We start from the raw sequence: 20,289 nt of genomic DNA on the forward strand, positions 1-20,289 counted from the left end.
CCCGCTTGCGGAGTTTTCCCGGGCTGTCTCCACCCCGATTCCAATGCGCCAGGTAGATGGGGTCGGTCGTTTAGTGCCCCGCGACCCGGTCGCACGCCCTGCCGGAGCATCGGGATGTCATCCCCGAGGCGCAGACAGGCTCCGCTCGTTTCCGGGCACAAGTGACAGGGCCCGTGCCTCCCATCCCGAAAACCACGGGTATTATCGCTTGAGGTGGAGGGGGTGGGGATAAGTTTTTGACTTTTTCGCCCCACACACCGTCATCCCGGCGCAGGCCGGGACCCAGTCTGCGACGCAAGCTATTGCCAAGATTGGGAAATCCGCGCCTGCGAGACTGGGTCCTGACTTTCGTCAGGATGACGGTGTGTGGGGCGGAGGGCGGGGGATAAGCGTTCAGGATGGGCGGCAGGGTCCACAGGCCGGTCGCGTGGGCTTTTTCTCCGCACATCGTGGGGCGGGGGTCTCGGTAAGCGGAAATTGGCGGGGATTGCGCTGTCGGCGCGGGTCGATGAGGGGCATTGGTGAAAAACGGTGTGTGTCCCCGGAGATTTCGGCGACACCTTCTATGCGGGCTATTTCCGTGACCCGAACGGCAACAAGCTGAATGTGTCCTGTATGGGCGGCTAAGCTGCGGGACCGATGCAGACGGACCTTCCCCCGCCCGGCGGGGGAAGTGGCCCTCCGAGGCCAAGGCGTAGGACGGACGATGGGGGGGCGGCAGACGAGACAAATCTCGCGTCTCTCCCCCATACCTGCCGAGCGATCGCCCGCGACCGGTCGTCCCGAATCTGCGATGGACGCCGAGTGTGCATTTGGCTAGGCTGCCATCAGAGGTGGCTATGACTGAAGCAAGAAGCAGGGTGGCGCGCAGCGCGCTGGGCGCGATCATTTTCGTGGTGGTGATGGCCGTGCCCGTCTGGGCCAAGGTCGTGACCGGACAGGATCCGGCCGGGGCGCTCTTCAGCTGGTTCACGCCGCTGGCGTTCGGACTGGCCCTCTTGCCAACCTATAAAGGCCTAGCGCGCCTCATCTTGTGGAGCTTCGCCTTTGTTACCGTCCTGACCCACGTCACGGTCTTTGCTCTGGCATTCGGGATGACCGTCTTTGTCGCGCCTGAGTTTTCCCTTGGTCATTATGTGGGTGAAATCGGGACCGGATTTGGCGGTCTGATCCAGATCGCTTGCGCGCTCTTTGTTGTGCCTGTCCTGCTGGCCCGGGACCGACGCCCGTCATCGCTCCCGGAATTCCCTGACAGCCTGACCGGGCGCTTCGAGCGACAAGCTGATGCCGGGTAGAGGCGTCGGAAGCAGGGTTGACCGGAACACGGCCTTCTCTTGGCAATCGAATTATGGTTGAGCGTGCGCCGAAGCGCCACGTGAATGGCCTGTTTCGCGTCACACTCTCTACTCCCCCAGGCGAAGACCCGGGTCCCATGAGACCATCCGCAAAGTGATGGGCCCCCGGGAAAGCGGAGGCATTGCCGTCAGGCAGGCTACCCGCCACCCCGCACCCAATTCACCGCAGCGCCACCAAGCACTTGCCGCGACTATCCCCGGCTGATCTGGCCTCGCTGGTTCAACCCGGCTGACTTCCCTGGCATGCTGCGGGCGGCAGAATCACCGGGAGAGCGACATGGCGGTTATCGACAGTGAGAGCTTTGCGGCCGCGCGCACCGGTGCGGCGGGATCGGACGTCGAGCGCGCCTATCTCGATCTACTGCGTGACATCCTGGAAAACGGCGCCGAGCAGGCGGACCGGACGGGTGTCGGCACGCTGTCGGTCTTCGGGCGCCAGCTGCGCTGTGACCTCTCCAAGGGCTTCCCGCTGCTGACCACCAAGAAGGTGCATTTCAAGTCGATCGCCATCGAGCTCCTCTGGTTCCTGCGCGGCGAGACCAATGTGCGCTGGCTGCAGGAGCGCGGCGTGTCGATCTGGGATGAATGGGCGGACGAGAATGGCGATCTCGGTCCGGTCTATGGCAAGCAGTGGCGTCGCTGGGAGGGGCCGGACGGCACCGAGATCGACCAGCTCTCCAACATCCTTGAGCAGATCCGCAATAATCCGTCCTCGCGGCGGCTGATCGTGTCGGGCTGGAACCCGGCCGATGTGCCCAATATGGCGCTGCCGCCCTGCCACACGCTCTACCAGTTCAATGTCGCGGGCGGAAAGCTGAGCTGCCAGCTCTACCAGCGCTCGGCCGACATGTTCCTCGGCGTGCCCTTCAATATCGCCTCCTATGCGCTTTTGACGGCGATGGTGGCGCAGGTCTGCGGGCTCGAGCCGGGCGAATACATCCACACTTTTGGCGACGCCCATATCTATTCCAATCATATGGACCAGGTCCGCGAACAGCTCTCGCGGGAGCCGCGCGCCCTGCCGCAGCTGAAGCTCAATCCGGAGGCGAAGGATCTGTTCGGGTTCGAATACGAGGATATCGCGCTGGAGGGGTATGACCCGCATCCGCGGATTGCCGCCCCGGTCGCCGTTTAGGGGCGGCGGGCATGTCCGGACCGCTCGACGCGCTGGCCGACAGGATCGTCCGGGTCTCCGACATCTATGCCGAACATTTCGGGATTGATCGCTCGGGCGACTGGCCGCTTCTGAAACTCCAGGAGGAGATCGGTGAGTTGACCCAGGCCTATCTCACCACCACCGGCCGCACCCGCCGTCCCGCCGACGAAGCGGCGCGCGAACAGCTGGCGCTGGAAATGGCCGACGCGCTGGGCATGCTGCTGATTATGGCCAAGGCCGAAGGCATCGATATGGATCAGGCCATGCAGGACAAATGGCTGCACTGGCTGGAACGCGACAGTGCCGTGATGGAAGTGGGCGAGGGCTGAGCTGTCAGTCGATTAGGTCATGAAGCATGGGCAGTGCAAGTACTGTTTGAAAAAGGCCGAACTATGCGTTTCGCATGCCATACCGAATGCTTATTTCCGCAAAATGTTCAGAATGGATGGTGGAAACGCGATACATCTAACAGATGGGCCCGACAAAAATAAAAAGACCCAGGACTCAGGCTCAGATTACTTGCTGTGCGAGCAGTGTGAGGATGCGTTCAATGCGGAGTTTGATCGACCTGCCATCAGCTTCCTCAAAAAGTACCGAACGCAAATTTCAAGTACCGGTCACCGAGGTATTTACCCAATTAGAAATTTATTCCAATTCGTTGTTTCCGTGATCTGGAGGGCGGCTGTTTCCAGAGCTTCACTTTACTCTCAAGTTCAGCTTTCTAGTGCCGATGAATTCAGAATACGCAGCGCACTATTTAACAGGAAGCAGCTGCGGAACGTGGCGTCAGTGTCCATTCGAAACCTATCAGATTCGACACCAAACGGATTCTCTGAGAGCGAGCTAGCTAACTTTATCCAACCTCCGGCGCGCTTCGATGGGATATCCAAGGGGAAGAATTATGCCCTTTATGCGATGATATTTGATGGTTTCGTGCTTACTATCCACTTGCCTAGATTACCTTATCCAAGGGGGCGTAAGCGAACCTTTGTTACGTCGGAACACCGGCGCGTGTTTGCAGCGGATTTCGATATCTTTAGCTATCCACCAATGCTGCAAGTGATGAGGTCAGCTTTCCAAAAGTACAAAGCTGGTCATCAGACATTCAAGGGCTGAGTCATGGTCACCATCATTCCCAGGATCGCCTTCGTTGTGGCGCGCGGTGCCAATGGCGTCATTGGCGCGGACGGTGACCTGCCCTGGCGGCTGTCGTCTGACCTCCGGCGCTTCAAGGCGATCACCAGCGGCAAGCCGATTATCATGGGTCGCAAGACCTGGGAGAGCCTGCCGCGGCGACCGCTGCCGGGTCGGCTCAATATCGTCATTACGCGCCAGGCTGATTATCAGGCCGAGGGTGCCTGCGTGGTGCCGGATCCGGGCGAGGCCCTCAAGGCGGCGTTTGACCAGGCCCGGCAGGACGGTGTCGACGAGGTCTGTGTGATCGGAGGTGCGCAGATTTACGGCGCGATGATGAATTTGGCCGAACGACTCTATCTCACCGAGGTCGAGGCCAGCCCGCCAGGTGATGCCCGCCTGCCGGAGATCATCGAAAGCGAGTGGCACGAGGTGGCGCGCGAAGCGCATCCGGCCGGCGAGCGCGATGACCATGCCTTTGTTCTGCGCACACTCGAGCGCGCCTGACACAGGGTGCTCGCGCGGCAAAGGGGGGATGCGCTGCTGCGCCGTCCCGTCCGATTACCCTTGAACCGCAACGCGCATACGTTCATTTAGGGCACAACGGAAATTGAGAGGATCGATCCAGCACATGCCGTGGAACGACAATCAGGGTGGAGGCGGCGGAGGCCCATGGGGCTCCGGCGGAAACAATAATAACGGCCAGAACCCGTGGGGACAGCGTCCCCAGGGTGGTGGCGGACCGGACGGTCCCGATCTCGACGAGGTCGTCCGCGACATGCAGCGCAAGATTCGCGGCATGTTTGGCGGCGGCGGCGGCTCCGGCAAGGATGGCGGCTCTGGCGGCGGCAAGGGTGCCGGCGCGTTCGGCTTCGGCCTGATCCTGCTCATTCTGGTCGGTGTCTGGTTCATCATGCCGGGCTCCGGCTGGTATCAGGTTGGCCCGAACCAGGCCGGTGTTGTGCTGCGCTTTGGCGAGTACAGCCGTACGACAACTCCGGGCTTCCACTTCAAACTGCCCAGCCCGATCGAAACCGTGATGCTGCCGGAAGTGACCACGACCAACTCGATCACGATCGGTCAGGGTCCGGCCGGTCAGATGCTGACCCGGGACGAGAATATCGTCGATATCGATTTCGCCGTGCAGTGGCGTGTTGATCTGGGTTACCAGGAAGGCGTTCGCGACTTTCTCTTCAATGTCCGCGATCCGGAAGGCACGGTTGCCGATGTTGCCGAAAGCGCGATGCGTGAAGTTGTCGGCACCTCCGACCTGCAATTCATCATTACCGAAGGCCGCGCTGAAGTTTCCCGGCAGACGCGTGAAATTCTGCAGGAAACACTGAACGAGTACGAAGCCGGGATTGAAATCCTGCAGGTCAACTTGCGGAACGCGCAACCGCCAGAGCGCGTGATCGACGCCTTCCGTGGTGTCGACATTGCCCAGCAGGAAGCCGAGCGGGCCCAGCTGAACGCGACGGCCCACGCCAACCGGGTTATCCCCGAGGCACGGGGTGTTGCAGCTCAACTGACCCAACAGGCTGAAGCCTATCGTGACAGCGTGATCGCCGAAGCCCAGGGTAATGCCGACCGTTTCGTGGCGATCTATGAGGAGTATGCGCGCGCACCGGATGTCACCCGTCGCCGCATGTATCTGGAAACCATGGAGCGTGTGCTGGGGAGTTCCGAACTCATCATCCTCGACGGTGAGGCAGGTGCGCTGCCCTATCTGCCGCTTGATCAGCTTGGTCAGAACCGGGTCCGTACCCAAGGAGGCAACCAATGATTCGCACACTGGGAATCATCATTCTCGTCGTCGCCGTCTTTGTCGGCCTCCAGAGTGTCTACACGGTCTCGGAAACTGAACAGGCGCTGATCCTGCGTCTCGGCGAGCCGGTGGATGCGGTCAATGAATCCGCCGAGCCGGATCCCGGGCTGCATTTCAAGCCGCCCTTCATCATGGACGTCCTGATTTTCGACAAGCGGAATCTGGAACTCGATCTGGATGCCGAGGAAATCCTTGCCTCCGATCAGGAACGTCTGATCGTCGACGCTTTCTTGCGCTACCGGATCACGGATCCGCTGCGCTTCTACCAGACCTTCCGTGACGAGCGCGGGGCGCGGGTGCGCCTCGAGCAGATCATGGATGACAGTTTGCGCGGCGTGATCGCGTCCATCCCGTCCTCTGATGTGATCTCTGGTCAGCGTGCCGAACTGATGACACGGGTCCAGGCGGCGGTTGAGGCTCAGGTCCTCACCGGAAGCTTTGGCATCGAGGTCATCGATGTGCGCATCCTGCGAGCCGACCTGCCGTCGCAGATCGCGGACAACGTCTTCGAGCGCATGCGCTCCGAGCGTGAACAGGAAGCCGCCCGGATCCGGGCCGAGGGTGAGCAGCGCGCGACCGAGATTCGCGCCGACGCTGATCGCCAGGCCTCGATCATCGAAGCCCAGGCTCGCGCGGACTCCCAGCGCCTGCGCGGTGAAGGTGATGCGCGTCAGAACCAGATCTACGCACAGGCCTATAATCGCGACATGGAGTTCTTCGCCTTCTATCGCTCCATGCTCGCCTATGAGCAGGCGGTCCAGGAAGGCACGCCGATCGTGATTCCGCCGGACTCGGAATTCTTCCGCTATTTCCGCAGCGAGACCGGCGAATAGTCGAGAGCTGACGGATATCTGGCAGGGCAGGGCCCGGTACCGCGCAGGCGGGCCGGGCCCTGTTCGTTCCGGGGCCTGGCAGGAATCATCGCCGCGGGTGACGAAAGCGTCATGCGCATGACGATTGCGACACTGCGGTTGCGGTGAACCCTCGCGAAGCGGTATTCACCTTGTCAGGCTTGAACTTGCCCGGAATTTGCTTGGGCTTTTGGCAGCGACCCGACTTAACGATCCAGCACGGCGGACCATGATGCAGCGTTTCCTTGTCCTAACGACTTTCCTGGCGTCTCTACTTTGCGTGGCTGTGACGCCCGCATTGCAAGCCCACCCGGCGCCGGACGGCTTCGCCGACCTGGCTGAGCGGCTATCGCCGGCTGTCGTGAATATTTCCGCTGCCCAGCGGCTGGACAGCGGCGACGGCCTCCCGGATTTCCCCGAAGGCTCGCCACTCGAGCGCTTCAACGACATTTTTGGCAATGCGCCGCGCATCGCCAATTCGCTCGGTTCGGGCTTCATTATCGATCCGTCCGGTCTGGTCGTGACCAATAATCACGTCATTGACGGTGCCGATGAGGTCGAGGTCGCGCTGCCTGATGGCCGTGTTTTCCGCGCCGAAGTTGTCGGAATCGACAGCGTCACTGATCTGGCTGTGCTGCGCATGGACGTCGATGAACCCATGCCTTTCGTGGCCTTTGCCGACAGTGACAGCGCCCGTGTTGGTGATTGGGTGATTGCGATCGGCAATCCCTTCGGCCTTGGCGGCACGCTGACGGCGGGCGTGGTTTCGGCACGCGGTCGTGAGGCCGGCGGACGCTATGACGACTATATCCAGACCGATGTCGCCATCAATACGGGCAATTCCGGGGGGCCGCTCTTCAACATGGATGGTGAAGTTGTGGGTGTGAACACGCTCATCCTGTCGCCGACCGGTGCCAGTGTTGGTATCTCCCTGTCCATCCCGTCCAATCTCGCGGAGATCGTGGTCAATCAATTGGTTGAGTTCGGCGAAACCCGCCGGGGCTGGCTGGGTGTATCGGTTCTGCGTGTGACGCCGGAGATGGCAGAAAGCTTCGAGCTCGCAACACCTTATGGCGCGATTGTCTCGCGCATCGAGGAAGATGGTCCGGCTGCCGGAAGCGGGCTGCGCAATGGCGATCTCGTTTTGCAGTTCGACGGTCGCCGCGTGCGCGACAGCCGGTCTTTCCCGCGTATGGTCGCCGAGACCGAGATCGGCCGTGAGGTCGAACTCGACATCATTCGGCGTGACCGGCCGATGACCGTGTCTGTCACCATCGGTGAACTCTCCGAAGGTGATGATGACGGCGCCACCGCCAATGCCGAAGTCGTGGCGCCGACACCGGCCAATGGCAATGAAATCATGGGCATGACTTTCGGGACGCTGGACACGGCGTCGCGCCGGCGTTTCCGCGTCCATCCCGATGCCGAAGGTGTGCTGGTGACCGAGGTCGATGCGACCAGCGATGCGGCCGGCAAGGTCCGTCCGGGTGATGTGATCGAGGAAGTCGAATTCACGCGTGTCGACAGTGTCGCCGCGATCCGCGAAATCGTGGATGGCCATGGCGGCGGCCCGGTTCGCTTCCAGATCAATCGCGGCGGGCAATACGTGCTGCAGTCAATCCGGCCGTGACGCCCTGCCTGCTGATTGCGGGCCCAACGGCGGCGGGCAAGACCGCGCTCTCGCTGGCAGCCGCGGAATCGCTCGGCGGGGAGATCATCAACGCCGATTCCATGCAGGTCTATGATGGCTTGCCCCTGATCACGGCCCAGCCCGATGCCCACGAGCGGGCGCAGGCGCCACACCATCTCTTCGGCACCATCGATCCGGCCGTGCGCTATTCGGTCGGGGAGTGGACGCGCGATGTGCTGGCCCTGATCGGCGCGTGTCGGGCACGGGGCCGGGTGCCGATACTGGTGGGCGGTACCGGTCTGTACTTCAACGCGCTGGTACGCGGTCTGGCTGCGGTGCCGGAGATCAGCGACGCCACTCGCAAACATGTCGCCAACATGCTGGACGCGGCCGGCCTGTCCGGCCTGCGCGCTGAAGCCCTGCGGCTTGACCCTGTGGCTGCAAGGCGCGTCGAGGCTGCGGACCGCCAGCGCCTGATGCGCATCGTCGAGGTCGCCATTGAGACCGGGCGTCCATTGAGCGCCTTCCAGGCCGATACGGTGGCGCCCCTGGTTGCGGGGACATGGCGCGGGATCGTCATCGAGCCGGATCGCGAGGCGCTCTACGCCAGGATTGATACCCGTTTCGACCGCATGCTCGATATGGGCGCGCTGGATGAGGTGGCCAACTTCGCCGCCCGCGGTCTCGATCCGGACCTGCCCGCCTGCAAAGCCCTTGGCGTGCCCCAGCTGATGGCGCATCTGCGCGGCGAGATGACATTCGACGAGGCAGTCGATCTCGCCAAGCGGGACAGTCGCCGCTACGCCAAACGGCAGGGGACATGGTTTCGTAATCAAGCGGCCAGCTGGGATCGCATAACCTCCCTCGATCCGGTCACTGCCCGCGAGGCGCTGGCTGTCATGCTGGAGGGGGAAGCGACATGAAAACACTGATCACAAGTGCGAGCCTGGCCCTGGCCATGGTCCTTGCCGGACCAGTGCTGGCCCAGAGCCCGGCGGATACGGTTGCCGCTATCCTGCAGGCCGACCGCGACTTTGCTGCCATGGCCGCCGAAGAGGGGGCCGCCGCGGCCTTCGGACAATGGATGGATCCGACCGAGGGGCGCCTGGTCCGCGGCACGCCGGAGCCGGTCATCGGGACAGAGAATATCGCTCCGCTCTACGCGGCTTTCACCGGCGATACCCTGCTTCACTGGGAGCCATCGGAAGGCTTTGCCGGGAGTGGCGATGATTTTGGCGTCACCTGGGGTGTCTGGAGCATTCATACCGATGGCGACAGCGCGTCCGCACCGGTGGCGCGCGGGACCTATGTCACGGTCTGGCACCGCAATGAAGACGGCAAGTGGCGCGGCCTGCTGGACATGGGCACGGAAGACCCGTCCTATCGGCCCGAGCCAGCCGGGAGTGAGTCGTCCGATGACGGTGGAGACGAGTGAGCCGCTATACACAGCTGATATCGATCTTGAACCTGTAAGACAGTGCCGGCTCGCGATTGTCGGCTATGGCAATCACGGGCGCTCGCACGCACTCTGCCTGCGCGAAAGCGGCGTGCGCGAAATCCGCATCGCCTTGCGCGACGGGTCACCCTCGCGTGCCAAGGCGGAGGCGGACGGGTTCGAGGTAATCGCCTTGCCGGAGGCGGCTGCCTGGGCAGACGCGATTTCCCTGCTGGCGGCCGACGAGGCGCACCGCCAGATCTGGTCCGACTCGATCCTGCCGTTTCGCAAACCCGGGCAGGCCCTGATCCTGTGTCATGGGTTTTCCATTCATTACGGCCTGATCGAGCCGCCGGCGGATGCCGATATCATCCTTGCGGCCGCCAAGGGGCCGGGCGGGGCGGTGCGTCAGGAGTATGAAAAAGGCAAAGGCCTGATCGGCTTCTGGGCGGTCCATCAGGATGCGTCCGGGCGCGCGCGGGAGCTGGCTCTGGCCTATCTCGCCGCCATCGGCTCGGGAGAGGTCGGCATCTTCCCGACGACCTTCCGCGAGGAAACGGTCTCCGATCTGTTCGGCGAGCAGGTTGTTCTGGTCGGCGGCTTGGTCGCACTGGCCAAGGCGAGCTATGAGCGTCTGGTGGCCGCCGGTGTCAGCGAGCGCATGGCCTATATCGACTGCGTCCACGAGATCAAATATCTCGCCGACCTGATTCAGGCGCGGGGGATCGCCGGCATGTATGAGGCGATTTCTGACACCGCCGAATTCGGCGCGCGCCAGATCGAGGGCAAGATTGCCGGTCCCGCGCTGAAAGCGGTGTTCGACCAGGCGATGGCAGACATTGAAAGCGACCGCTTTGCCCGCAAATGGGTCGAAACCTATGAGGCGGGTGATGCGATGAAGGCCGAGCGGGCGGCTGACCGGGCTCTCCCGATCGAGGCGGCCGGGGCGGATCTGCGTCGACGGATTTACGGTGCCACGAAATAGCCAATAAGGCGCGCCACCTGTAATAGGGATATTCGGAAGCAGAATCGCGCGCGGGGGCGAAACATGTCATTCAATCCAGTGAAAGTTCGACGCTATGGCGAGCCCAAGGAGGTGGTGGCGCGGGTTTTCGAGGAAGTCGGCGGGATACCGACGGTCATGGAATTGCTCGATCTCAGCCGAACGCGCGTCTATGCGCTGGCCGATCCGGACTCAACCAACGAGATTTCCTACACCCGCATCGCCAAGCTGACCGAGTCGGGTGCGACGGCCGCCGCCCAGCATCTGGCCGCCTTGGCGGGAGGCATATTTCTGCCGATCGAGAAGGCTGACGATGCCAATTGGCTGGCCCTCGCCGGCGAAGCGAGCCGCCGCAATGCACGCAATATCTCCGCCATCATGGAAAGCCTCAGCGAGACCGAGCGCTCTCCGGGCCGGATCGATCAGGACGAGGCGCGGGATATTCTCAAGGTTCTGGATGAGCAGTTGGGGGTTCTCGCCATCCAGCGCGCCAAGCTCGCGGCGATCGCCTCCGGCGAGGCGGTGGACATGACAGGTGAGCCCGCCAGCCAGGAAAACGGCGCTGACTGATTGCCCGGTGCGCAAAGCGTGCTTAGTTAGGCGCTCTTCCGTCTTGACCGGACCCGTGTCGCGATGAACCGACTGACTGATTTCTTTTTGCGAATGGACGCGCGTGCCGCGCGGGCCATCGCTGTGTCGGTCGCGCTCTTCTTCATCGTGGCCCTGGTTTTCCTGATCGGCCGCTTCGTGCTCGATATCGAGCCGGGGGCTGCGGGTAGCTGGTTCCGGGCCTCGGCCAGTGAATGGTATGCGCTGCCGCTGACCATTCTTGTTTTTACCGCCCTGTCTTTTCTGGGTGCGCCCCAATTCGGGCTGATCGCGGCGTCCCTTGTTGCGTTCGGACCGACCACAGGGGCCATCTATGCCTTTGTCGCGACCCAGTTTTCTGCTGCCGTGAATTATGTCGTCGGTCGCTTTTTCGGCGCCGATATTCTCAAACGCTATGGCGGTGACTGGGCCAATCGCATCTCCGATTTCATCGGTCGCAATGGCTTGCTCGCCTCGATGGTCGTGCGCTGGGTACCCTCCGGGCCCTTCATCATGGTCAATATGGGGTTTGGCGTCGCCCGTACGCCCTATTGGGCCTTCGCCCTGGGGACGATGCTCGGTTCGGCGCCGAAAATCTTCATTGTCGCGCTGATGGGCGAAAGCATTCGCACCATGTTGAGCGAGGGCAAGGTCTTGCTTGGCATTGCCTTCGCGGCAGCAGCCCTGGCCTGGATCGGTATCATGCTTGTGGCGCGTGGCTGGTTGCGGCGCAATCGTACGCCGGCTGCGGTTGAACCGGATGATGCCGCCAAAGAGCCTTGATCGGGGCTGATAAGGTCGCAAACCCGGATCACTGTCCTAAAGACTGGTTAACACCTGCCCGGTATCACCGGGAATGCTGGTGCGCCCCTTGCAATCTTGCGCGGAGCATCGCACAAGAAAAACAGTTGCATCGCGGCTTTGCCGCCACACTTTTCGAGACCCAGCGCCCCCATGCTCAACAGCCTCTTCGGTTTGCTCTCTGCGGATATCGCCATCGACCTTGGAACGGCGAATACGCTCGTTTACGTCAAAGGCCGGGGTGTCGTGCTCAACGAGCCGTCCGTCGTCGCCTACAAGGTGGAGAAGGGCCGCAAGCACGTGCAGGCGGTTGGCGCCGAGGCCAAGCTCATGCTCGGCAAGACACCCGGCAATGTCGAAGCCATCCGCCCGATGCGCGATGGTGTCATTGCCGACTTCGATGTCGCCGAGGAAATGATCAAGCACTTCATCCAGAAAGTGCATAACCGCCGCGCCATGGTCAGCCCGCAAGTGGTGATCTGTGTGCCCTCCGGCGCCACCGCCGTCGAGCGCCGCGCGATCCATGAAAGCGCTCTGGGCGCCGGTGCGCGCAAAGTCTATCTGATCGACGAGCCGATGGCCGCGGCTGTCGGCGCCGGCCTGCCGATCGATGAGCCGACCGGCTCGATGATCGTCGATATCGGTGGCGGGACCACCGAGGTGGCCGTGATGTCGCTCTCGGGCATTGTCTATTCTCGCTCGGTCCGCGTCGGCGGCGACAAGATGGACGAAGCCATCATCAACTATATCCGCCGCTCGGCGAACCTTCTGATCGGCGAGACCTCGGCCGAGCGGATCAAGAAGGAAATCGGGTCGGCCATGCCGCCGGTGAAGGGCGAAGGCCTGTCACTGGATATCAAGGGGCGCGACCTGATGAATGGCGTGCCGCGCGAGATCGCGGTGACCGAAGCGATGATCGCTGACAGCCTGTCCGAGCCGGTCGAGCAGATTGTCGAAGCGGTCAAGCAGGCACTCGAAGCCACACCGCCGGAATTGGCGGCCGATATCGTTGACAAGGGTATCGTTCTGACCGGTGGCGGGGCGCTGCTGCGCAATCTCGACACTGAGCTGCGCGAACGGACCGGGCTGCCGGTGAGCCTGGCTGATGAAGCCCTGTCCTGCGTGGTGCTGGGCTGTGGCAAGGCCGTGGAGGACCTTCGGATCTGGCGTCCCATCCTCTCCGAAGCGGTGTAATCTCCACCTCGTAACGGGGGAGAAGGAGTGAGGCGTTGGCGTCGCGACGCTCGACACGACATGATGGTGATCAGGGTGTCCGCTTCTCGCGGACGCTGTTCATTGCCCTTCTCGTCGTGTCCGGCGCGTTGATTGCCTTTGATCGTCCGGCCTCCCGCTCAGCCCCCTTTGCCAGCTTTCGGGCCGGCTTCACGGATGTCTCCGCCCCCTTGCTCGATCTTGTCGCCCAGCCGCTGCGGGCGATCAAGAATATCGGTCCCTATTGGCGTCGGCAGGGTGAGTTGGCCCAGGAGAATGCCCGGTTGCGCCAGCAATTGATCGAAGCGCGCTACTGGGAAGATCTCGCCTACCGCCAGCGTGACCGTATCGAGGTCTATGAGGATGCGCTCGACGTTGAAAGCGCCGCCATCGAGGACCGCATCGGCGCCTGGACCGTGGCCGATCCGCGTGGCCCCTTCGTCCGCGCCCGCCTGATCGGCCGCGGCAGCGAGGCCGGGATCCGCGACGGCTATCCGGTGATCAATCTTTATGGCCTGGTGGGCCGGGTCTATGAGACCGGGCGCCGGTCCGCACGCGTACTCCTGCTGACCGACCTCAATTCTCGCGTGCCCGTGATGGCGGACCGCTCCAATGCCCGTGCTATCCTGGTGGGTGACAATTCGGAGTTTCCGCGGCTCGACTATGTCGGACGGGCGCCGGACATCGAGCCGGGCGATCGCATCGTCTCTTCCGGTGATGACGGCATCCTGCCGCGCGGCCTGCCCGTCGGGGAGGCCGTGGCCACGCGCGACGGTGGCTGGCGGGTTCGGCTCTATTCCGATCAGGCGCCGGTTGATTTCGTCTGGGTCTGGCCTTTCCGACGCGTGACCCCGCCGGACCAGGAGGTCGAAGCGGAAATTCCGGCAACTGAAGGTCCGCTGATTGCCGATCAGTTGGTGATCGAGCCAGCGGCTGATAGCTCAGGCGAGGCAAGTAGCTTGGGCGAAGACGCTGACCAAGGTGCAGGCAATGGCGCAGGCGATGACGTAGCCGCGTCCGACGGGACCGCGACGGAGGATAACCGGTGAGGAAGCCAACGGATCGCAATTCGCCCTGGCTGGCCGCGACCGGCTGTATCGCCTCGGTCCTGGTCGCCCTCATCATCCAGGCCTCTCCGACACGCCTTGTCGACGGGCTGACCATCATGCCGACCTGGACGCTGATGGCGATCTTCCTGTGGGCCAATGTCCGGCCGCACTTCATGCCGCCGATCGCCGTGTTCGCGATCGGCCTGACCCAGGATTTGCTCACCGGAGCGCCGATGGGCGTTTGGGCGCTGGCCTATCTGGTATCGATCTCGGTCTTCCGTTTTCGTGGCGAGGACGGCATGCCGCGCGATCTGCCGCCGGTCCTGCTGCGCTTTGGCGCAACGCTCCTGCTGGCGCACGGCATTGCCTTCGCTGCGGGCAGTTTCGCGCTCGAGCAGATGGCCGACCTGCAGCCCCTGGTGATCGAAATCGTGGCCTCCATCCTCATGTTCCCGCTGCCGGCCTATCTGGTCCTGCGGCGCCGCCGTTCTCGCGGCTCGGGCTTTATCGGGGGGTGATGACAGCTTCTCATGCGCGCTGACCGTCAGGAACAGGATCTCAAATTCACCCGGCGTGCCCTGCTGATGGCGGGCGCGGGCGGGCTGGCTTTCCTGGGCCTGGGCGCACGGCTGTATTCCTTGCAGGTATTGGAGACCGAGCGCTATCGGCTGATGTCGGAAGACAATCAGTTCAACTTCAATCTCCTGCCGCCCTCACGCGGACGCATTCTCGACCGCTTTGGGGTGGCGGTTGCCGATAATCGCGACAGTTATCGTGTCTTGCTGGTACCGGAACAGTCCGGGGATGTGGCCTCGGCGCTCGACCGGCTTCAGCCCTTCCTGCCGCTGGGCGAGTATGATCGCGAGCGAATTCTGCGCACCGCCCGCAGCCAGCGAAGCTTCCACGCCATCACGGTCGCCGATGACCTGGACTGGCATACTTTCGCCTCGATCAATTTGAACGCGCCCGACCTCGCCGGTGTGACCCCGGATGTGGGGGAGGTTCGTTCCTACCCCTTCGGCCCCGCCTTCGCGCATGTGCTCGGTTATGTGCAGCCGCCCAATGACGAGGACATTGCCAATAATCCGCGCGAAGCCGAGCGGCTCTTGCGACATCCGGGTTTTCGCATTGGCAAGACCGGTGTGGAGATTGCGCGCGAGAGTGATTTGCGCGGCCAGGCCGGTGCGCTCAAGACCGAGGTCAATGCGCGCGGTCGGGTGATCCGGGAATTGCCTGAGCAATCCACCGAGCCGGATGCCGGACGAGACGTGGTATTGACCCTGGATGCCGATATCCAGCGCTATGCCCATGAACGTCTCGGCCAGGAAAGTGGCTCTGCAGTGGTCATGGACGTCAATACCGGTGAGCTGATTGCCCTGGTTTCTGCGCCGAGCTTTGATCCCAATCTCTTTGTTGGCGGCATCTCGTCGGCAGACTATGCCGCCTTGCGAGAGAATGATCGCAATCCGCTGTTTCAAAAATCAATTCAGGGGACTTACCCGCCTGGTTCGACTTTCAAGGCGGTTGTTGCCGCGGCAGCGCTGGAGCACGGCGTTGCGCCGCCCGGTGAAACCGTGCGCTGCACGGGCTCTGTTCGCCTGGGCGATCGGGAGTTTCACTGCTGGCGCCGCAGGGGCCATGGTTCGGTCAATCTCCGCGAGGCGGTCAAGACGTCCTGCGATATCTACTTTTACGAGATCGCCGAGCGGCTCGGTATTGATCGCTTGCACGAGATGGCCACACGCTTCGGGATTGGCGAGCAATTCGATATCGGTATCGCCGGCGTGCGGCGGGGCAATATGCCCAATCCGGCCTGGAAACGGTCCCGCTATAATCAGGGCTGGTCGACAGGCGACACCTATAATACCGGCATCGGGCAAGGCTTTGTGACGGCTTCGCCGCTTCAGCTGGCCGTGATGACGGCGCGCGTGGCATCCGGGCGTTCTGTCTCGCCCACACTGTATCGCAATGCCATGTTGCCACCGGCCGCGCATATCGGCGTGAGTGATGACGCCTTGGCGCGTGTCCGAGACGGATTGCGGGCCGTGGTCGAAGAACCGGGCGGTACGTCCTTCTCGCTTGGCGGGTTGGGTATTGATGATATCGAGATGGCTGGCAAAACCGGGACCGCACAGGTCTATTCCATTACCGCAGCCGAGCGGGAAGCTGGTGTGCGCGACCAGGAAGACCTGCCCTGGCGCCTGCGCGATCACGGTCTTTTCATGTGCTATGCGCCGGCCGACAATCCCAAATATGCCTGCGTCGTGGTGATCGAGCATGGCGGCGGATCCTCCGCGGCCACACGTCCTGCCCGTGACATCCTGCGCCGTGTCGTGGCACGCGACCCGTCCAGCCGGGCCGGCGTCTTCGCCGATCTCGGCAATGCCCGTCCGGGAGGCGCCTGATGGCTGTTTTCCGAGAGAGCGTGCCGCGCGATATTCCCGGCAAGATGATGGAGCTCAACTGGACCCTGGTCCTGCTTCTGGTTCTGCTGGGAGCGGCGGGTGTCGGCATGCTCTATTCGGTCGGGGGAGGGAGCTGGGAGCCCTGGGCCATCAATCATGCGATCCGCTTCGCCCTCGGTTTCGTCGGAATGATCGTGATCGCGATGTTTCCGCCGCGCTTCTGGATGGGGCTGGCCTATCCGGTCTATGTCGGAGCCTTGATCCTGCTGGTCCTCGTGGAGGTCGCCGGGGTCACGATCAATGGCGCCCAGCGTTGGGTCGATATCGGTCCGATACGCATTCAGCCTGCCGAGATCATGAAGCTGGCCCTCGTTCTCGCCCTGGCGCGCTTCTATCACGATCTCGAGGATACCAAGGTCACCACGATTTCCGGTCTCTTGCCGCCGCTATTGATCATCGGCATTCCTGCCATCTTGATAGTCAGCCAGCCGGATCTGGGGACGACACTCCTGCTCGCCGCGACCGGTGTGGTGGTCATTTTCATGGCGGGCTTGAGCTGGTGGTTCATCATGGCCGTGGCTGGCCTCGGCCTCGCGGGCATTGTCGGTGTCGGTATTTACGGCCTGGAGAATATCCTTGCCGAGTATCAGATGGACCGCGTCCACGCTTTCCTCAACCCGGATTTCGATCCGCTGGGGATCAATTATCACCCCAACCAGGCCGTGATCACGCTCGGCTCGGGCGGCATGACGGGCAAGGGCTTCCTGGAGGGCACCCAGTCCAAGCTGGGTTATCTGCCGGAGATGCAGACCGACTATATCTTCACCGCGCTCGGTGAGGAATTCGGCTTTGTCGGCGGCATCTCCGTCCTGGCCGTGAATGCGCTGATCATGGCCCAGGGCGTGATCATCGCGATCAGCTGCAAGTCGCCCTTCCTGCGCCTGATGACCATCGGCGTGATCACTACCTTCGCCTCCTACGTCTTCATCAATATCGGCATGGTCTCGCGCCTCCTGCCCGTGGTCGGTGTGCCCTTGCCGCTGATTTCCTATGGCGGCACGGTTGTGCTGGCCGTCATGGCCGGCTTCGGACTGATCCTGGGCGCGCATATTCACCGCAATGCGGAACCGCCGCGCGGAGCCGGTTTGTTCGGCTGATTTTGCGCCGCACTGCAACAACGTCGCGCGCTTGACCGGCTGGGCCGGTTGGGGAAGTGTGCGCGGCAATTCTGTAAGGGGTGGACGCGCCTTCGCGTCCTGTTTCAGGGGAGAGTCTCATGGCGGCAACACCAGCCGGTCAGCACGCGCATTGGTCGTCGCGTTTCGCATTCATTCTCGCCGCGGTTGGCTCCGCGGTCGGTCTCGGCAATCTTTGGCGTTTCCCGTTCCAGACGGGCGATAATGGCGGGTCGGCCTTTGTGTTGATCTATATCGGTTGTGTGGCCCTGTTTGCCCTGCCGGTGCTGATGGCCGAGATCGCCATTGGTCGCCATGCGCAGCAATCGGCTATCTCCTCGACCCGCAAAATGGCGCAGGAAGCCGGACGATCCGCCAATTGGGCCATCGTCGGCTGGGTCTGTACGGCAGGCGGTTTCCTGATCCTGACCACTTATTCGGTGATTGCCGGCCAGGTGCTGGCCTATTCCGCATCCGGCTTCTACGGCGGCTTCTCTCAGCCTGATGGCGCCAATCTCTTCTATCGGGGTGAGTTTACACAGCTGGCTTGGCATGCCGGCTTCATGATCATCACGGTGCTGATTGTGGCGCGGGGCCTGAAAGGCGGGATTGAGCAGGTCGCGACCTTCCTGATGCCGCTTTTCTTCGTGATGCTGATCGGTCTGACCATCTATTCGCTGGCCACTGGGGCGGCGAGCGAGGCGATTGCCTATCTGTTCACGCCCGATTTCTCGGCGGTGACCGGCCAGACTTTCGTTGCCGCACTTGGCCAGGCCTTCTTCTCGGTCTCGGTCGCTTCGGCCATCATGATCACCTATGGCTCCTACCTGTCCAAGGACACCAATATCGGCTCGTCCTCGATCCTGATCGCCTCGGCAGACACGCTGGTCGCGCTGATTGCCGGTCTGATGATCTTCCCGATCGTCTTCATGGTGGGTATCGACCCGGCCGCCGGCCTCGGCCTGATCTTCACCGCGCTGCCGGCTGTGTTCGCCGACATGCCGGCGGGCAATATCATTGGCGGCGCCTTCTTCGCGCTGGCCTTCATCGCGGCGATTACCTCGTCGATCTCGCTGCTTGAAGGCACCGTGGCCTTTGTCGAGGAGCATTCTGATTTCTCGCGTCCCACAGCCGCCTGGCTGCTCGGCTTTTTCGCCTTCATGATCGGTGCGGGCGCCGTCTGGTCTTCGGACTTCGGCGGTCTCTTCGTGGATTGGCTGTCCGGCAGCTTCCTGCTTCCGCTTGGCGGTCTGCTGGTTGCGGTTTTCGCCGGCTGGGTCATTCCCAAATCGCTGATGCGAGAAGAGTTGAGCCATGCCTCGAACGGCCTGTTCGCCTTCTTCCACTTCTGTGTGAAGTTCGTCGTGCCGCCGGCGATCGGCTTCATTCTTTTCCTCGGCCTGGACGCCAAGTTCAATGGCGGCGCAATTGGCGCCATGCTGGGTCTCGGCTAGCCGAACTTGTCGGCAAAGGCGTCGGTCGCGCGCACCAGCGCGTCGACCATGCCCGGCTCGCCGGCCGCATGGCCGGCATCGCCAATCATCTGGAGCCTCGCTCGCGGCCACGCCCGGGCGAGGCTCCAGGCCGTTTGGGGCGGGGTGACAACGTCATACCGGCCCTGGACGATGACACCGGGCAAATGGTTGTAGCGCCCGGCATCTTCCAGCAATTCACCATCGCGCTCGAAGAAACCTTTGTGGAAGAAGTAATGGCTTTCCATCCGCGCTAGGGCATCTGCGCGCACGGGATCGGCGAGCGGCGCTGACGGGTCACCCGTCATTGAAATCAGGGCGCTTTCCCAGCGCGACCAGGCCAGCGCATCCGGACGCCGACGAATAATGTCCGGTTCGGCCAGGCGTTCGTAATAGGCGCGGATGATGTCGCCGCGCTCTTCCGGGCTCAGCGGATCGACCAGGCGTTCCCAGGCATCCGGGAAGAGCATGTTGGCGCCATCCTTGTAGAACCAGTCGAGCTCGCGCTGGGTGCAGGTGAAGATGCCGCGCAATATAAGGCCGATACAGCGATCGGGATGGGCGCGGGCATAGGCGAGCGCCAGGGTCGCGCCCCAGGAGCCTCCGAACACCACCCATTTCTCGACGCCCATGACTTCGCGAATGCGCTCCATGTCGTCGATCAGGTCCTGGGTCGTATTGTGGCTCAGCTCGCCGTGTGGGGTCGAACGCCCGCAGCCGCGCTGGTCGAACAGGATGATGCGATAGCGGCGCGGATCGAAGAAGCGGCGCAGCGCCGGGGACACGCCGCCGCCGGGACCGCCGTGCAGCGTAACGACCGGTAGCCCATCGGGGCGACCGCATTCCTCGATATAGAGGTCATGACCATCGCCTACCGCCAGTCGTGAGGCCTGAAGAGGCCGGATCGGCGGGTAGAGGAGGCGTCGTGAGTAGGAGGCATCCATGTCGGCTACTGTGCCGTTAGCCAGTCTTAAACACAATAAACCATAGCCTAATTGGCCTTCGCTCTGTATCGTCAATCCCGATTTGGGGCTTTAAATCGATCTTGGGACCAACTGTGTGATGATCGCATTCCGGCGCGCTCTGCTAGCCATTTGTTTTTGCAGTCTCGCTTCTGCCTGCGCGAGTGCGCCGATCTCGATCGCCGCGTCCTCCCTCCCGGGGTCACGAGCAGCCTCCACCCCGGCTCAGCTAGAAC

20 protein-coding genes are annotated in these 20,289 nt (G+C 62.6%); 19 read left to right on the plus strand and 1 reads right to left on the minus strand.

The features are described from left to right. The first annotated feature begins 839 nt into the window (after positions 1-839). From Q0X62_RS04605 to Q0X62_RS04695, 19 genes are all read left to right on the plus strand, one after another. Complete coding sequence (locus Q0X62_RS04605) at positions 840-1,295, plus strand: hypothetical protein (RefSeq protein ID WP_297732218.1); 456 nt, start codon at positions 840-842, stop codon at positions 1,293-1,295. Positions 1,296-1,632: 337 nt separating this feature from the next. Continuing rightward, positions 1,633-2,490 carry a thymidylate synthase gene (locus Q0X62_RS04610; RefSeq protein ID WP_297732219.1) on the plus strand — a complete coding sequence of 286 codons (858 nt, stop codon included), beginning with the start codon at positions 1,633-1,635 and terminating at the stop codon, positions 2,488-2,490. Positions 2,491-2,501: 11 nt separating this feature from the next. After that, entirely contained in the window at positions 2,502-2,840 is a 339-nt protein-coding gene (locus Q0X62_RS04615) for a phosphoribosyl-ATP pyrophosphohydrolase (RefSeq protein ID WP_297732220.1), read from the plus strand. Positions 2,841-2,886: 46 nt separating this feature from the next. After that, a complete protein-coding gene (locus Q0X62_RS04620) occupies positions 2,887-3,627 on the plus strand; it encodes a hypothetical protein (RefSeq protein ID WP_297732221.1) in 741 nt (246 codons plus the stop codon). A gap of 3 nt (positions 3,628-3,630) precedes the next feature. Further along, positions 3,631-4,152 (plus strand): dihydrofolate reductase, encoded by a 522-nt coding sequence (locus Q0X62_RS04625; RefSeq protein WP_297732222.1) that lies wholly within the window; start codon positions 3,631-3,633, stop codon positions 4,150-4,152. Positions 4,153-4,276: 124 nt separating this feature from the next. Then, the gene (gene hflK, locus Q0X62_RS04630; protein ID WP_297732223.1) at positions 4,277-5,428 is read left to right on the plus strand and encodes an FtsH protease activity modulator HflK; all 1,152 of its coding nucleotides are present in this window, start codon (positions 4,277-4,279) and stop codon (positions 5,426-5,428) included. Further along, positions 5,425-6,303, plus strand: coding sequence for a protease modulator HflC (locus tag Q0X62_RS04635; protein WP_297732224.1), 879 nt, complete (start codon positions 5,425-5,427; stop codon positions 6,301-6,303). Before hflK ends, Q0X62_RS04635 begins: the two co-directional genes overlap by 4 nt. 247 nt (positions 6,304-6,550) lie before the next feature. Then, positions 6,551-7,951, plus strand: coding sequence for a Do family serine endopeptidase (locus Q0X62_RS04640; RefSeq protein WP_297732225.1), 1,401 nt, complete (start codon positions 6,551-6,553; stop codon positions 7,949-7,951). Further along, positions 7,948-8,874, plus strand: coding sequence for a tRNA (adenosine(37)-N6)-dimethylallyltransferase MiaA (gene miaA / locus Q0X62_RS04645; RefSeq protein WP_297732226.1), 927 nt, complete (start codon positions 7,948-7,950; stop codon positions 8,872-8,874). The genes Q0X62_RS04640 and miaA overlap by 4 nt, the downstream gene beginning before the upstream one ends. After that, on the plus strand, positions 8,871-9,386 hold the full coding sequence (locus Q0X62_RS04650) for a hypothetical protein (protein ID WP_297732227.1): 516 nt from the start codon (positions 8,871-8,873) through the stop codon (positions 9,384-9,386). The genes miaA and Q0X62_RS04650 overlap by 4 nt, the downstream gene beginning before the upstream one ends. After that, positions 9,367-10,371, plus strand: coding sequence for a ketol-acid reductoisomerase (ilvC, locus tag Q0X62_RS04655; protein ID WP_297732228.1), 1,005 nt, complete (start codon positions 9,367-9,369; stop codon positions 10,369-10,371). Before Q0X62_RS04650 ends, ilvC begins: the two co-directional genes overlap by 20 nt. 63 nt (positions 10,372-10,434) lie before the next feature. Next, positions 10,435-10,959, plus strand: a complete 525-nt coding sequence (locus Q0X62_RS04660) for a hypothetical protein (RefSeq protein ID WP_297732230.1) — start codon at positions 10,435-10,437, stop codon at positions 10,957-10,959. Between the two features lie 63 nt (positions 10,960-11,022). After that, positions 11,023-11,760, plus strand: a complete 738-nt coding sequence (locus Q0X62_RS04665; protein WP_297732232.1) for a VTT domain-containing protein — start codon at positions 11,023-11,025, stop codon at positions 11,758-11,760. A 171-nt stretch (positions 11,761-11,931) separates the two neighbouring features. Further along, positions 11,932-12,972, plus strand: a complete 1,041-nt coding sequence (locus Q0X62_RS04670) for a rod shape-determining protein (RefSeq protein WP_291889023.1) — start codon at positions 11,932-11,934, stop codon at positions 12,970-12,972. A gap of 35 nt (positions 12,973-13,007) precedes the next feature. After that, on the plus strand, positions 13,008-14,039 hold the full coding sequence (gene mreC, locus Q0X62_RS04675) for a rod shape-determining protein MreC (RefSeq protein WP_297732234.1): 1,032 nt from the start codon (positions 13,008-13,010) through the stop codon (positions 14,037-14,039). Beyond that, positions 14,036-14,557: a rod shape-determining protein MreD gene (mreD, locus tag Q0X62_RS04680; protein ID WP_297732236.1), complete on the plus strand. Its 522-nt coding sequence runs from the start codon at positions 14,036-14,038 to the stop codon at positions 14,555-14,557. The genes mreC and mreD overlap by 4 nt, the downstream gene beginning before the upstream one ends. Positions 14,558-14,569: 12 nt before the next feature. Continuing rightward, on the plus strand, positions 14,570-16,444 hold the full coding sequence (gene mrdA / locus Q0X62_RS04685; protein ID WP_297732238.1) for a penicillin-binding protein 2: 1,875 nt from the start codon (positions 14,570-14,572) through the stop codon (positions 16,442-16,444). Further along, on the plus strand, positions 16,444-17,601 hold the full coding sequence (rodA, locus tag Q0X62_RS04690) for a rod shape-determining protein RodA (RefSeq protein ID WP_297732240.1): 1,158 nt from the start codon (positions 16,444-16,446) through the stop codon (positions 17,599-17,601). The genes mrdA and rodA overlap by 1 nt, the downstream gene beginning before the upstream one ends. Positions 17,602-17,720: 119 nt before the next feature. Then, on the plus strand, positions 17,721-19,073 hold the full coding sequence (locus Q0X62_RS04695; RefSeq protein ID WP_297732242.1) for a sodium-dependent transporter: 1,353 nt from the start codon (positions 17,721-17,723) through the stop codon (positions 19,071-19,073). Here the strand turns inward: Q0X62_RS04695 and pip are convergent. Beyond that, positions 19,070-20,035 carry a prolyl aminopeptidase gene (gene pip, locus Q0X62_RS04700; RefSeq protein ID WP_297732244.1) on the minus strand — a complete coding sequence of 322 codons (966 nt, stop codon included), beginning with the start codon at positions 20,033-20,035 and terminating at the stop codon, positions 19,070-19,072. The genes Q0X62_RS04695 and pip overlap by 4 nt on opposite strands. Positions 20,036-20,289 lie beyond the last annotated feature (254 nt).

The organism is uncultured Maricaulis sp. (assembly GCF_947259345.1).
Lineage (GTDB): Bacteria > Pseudomonadota > Alphaproteobacteria > Caulobacterales > Maricaulaceae > Maricaulis.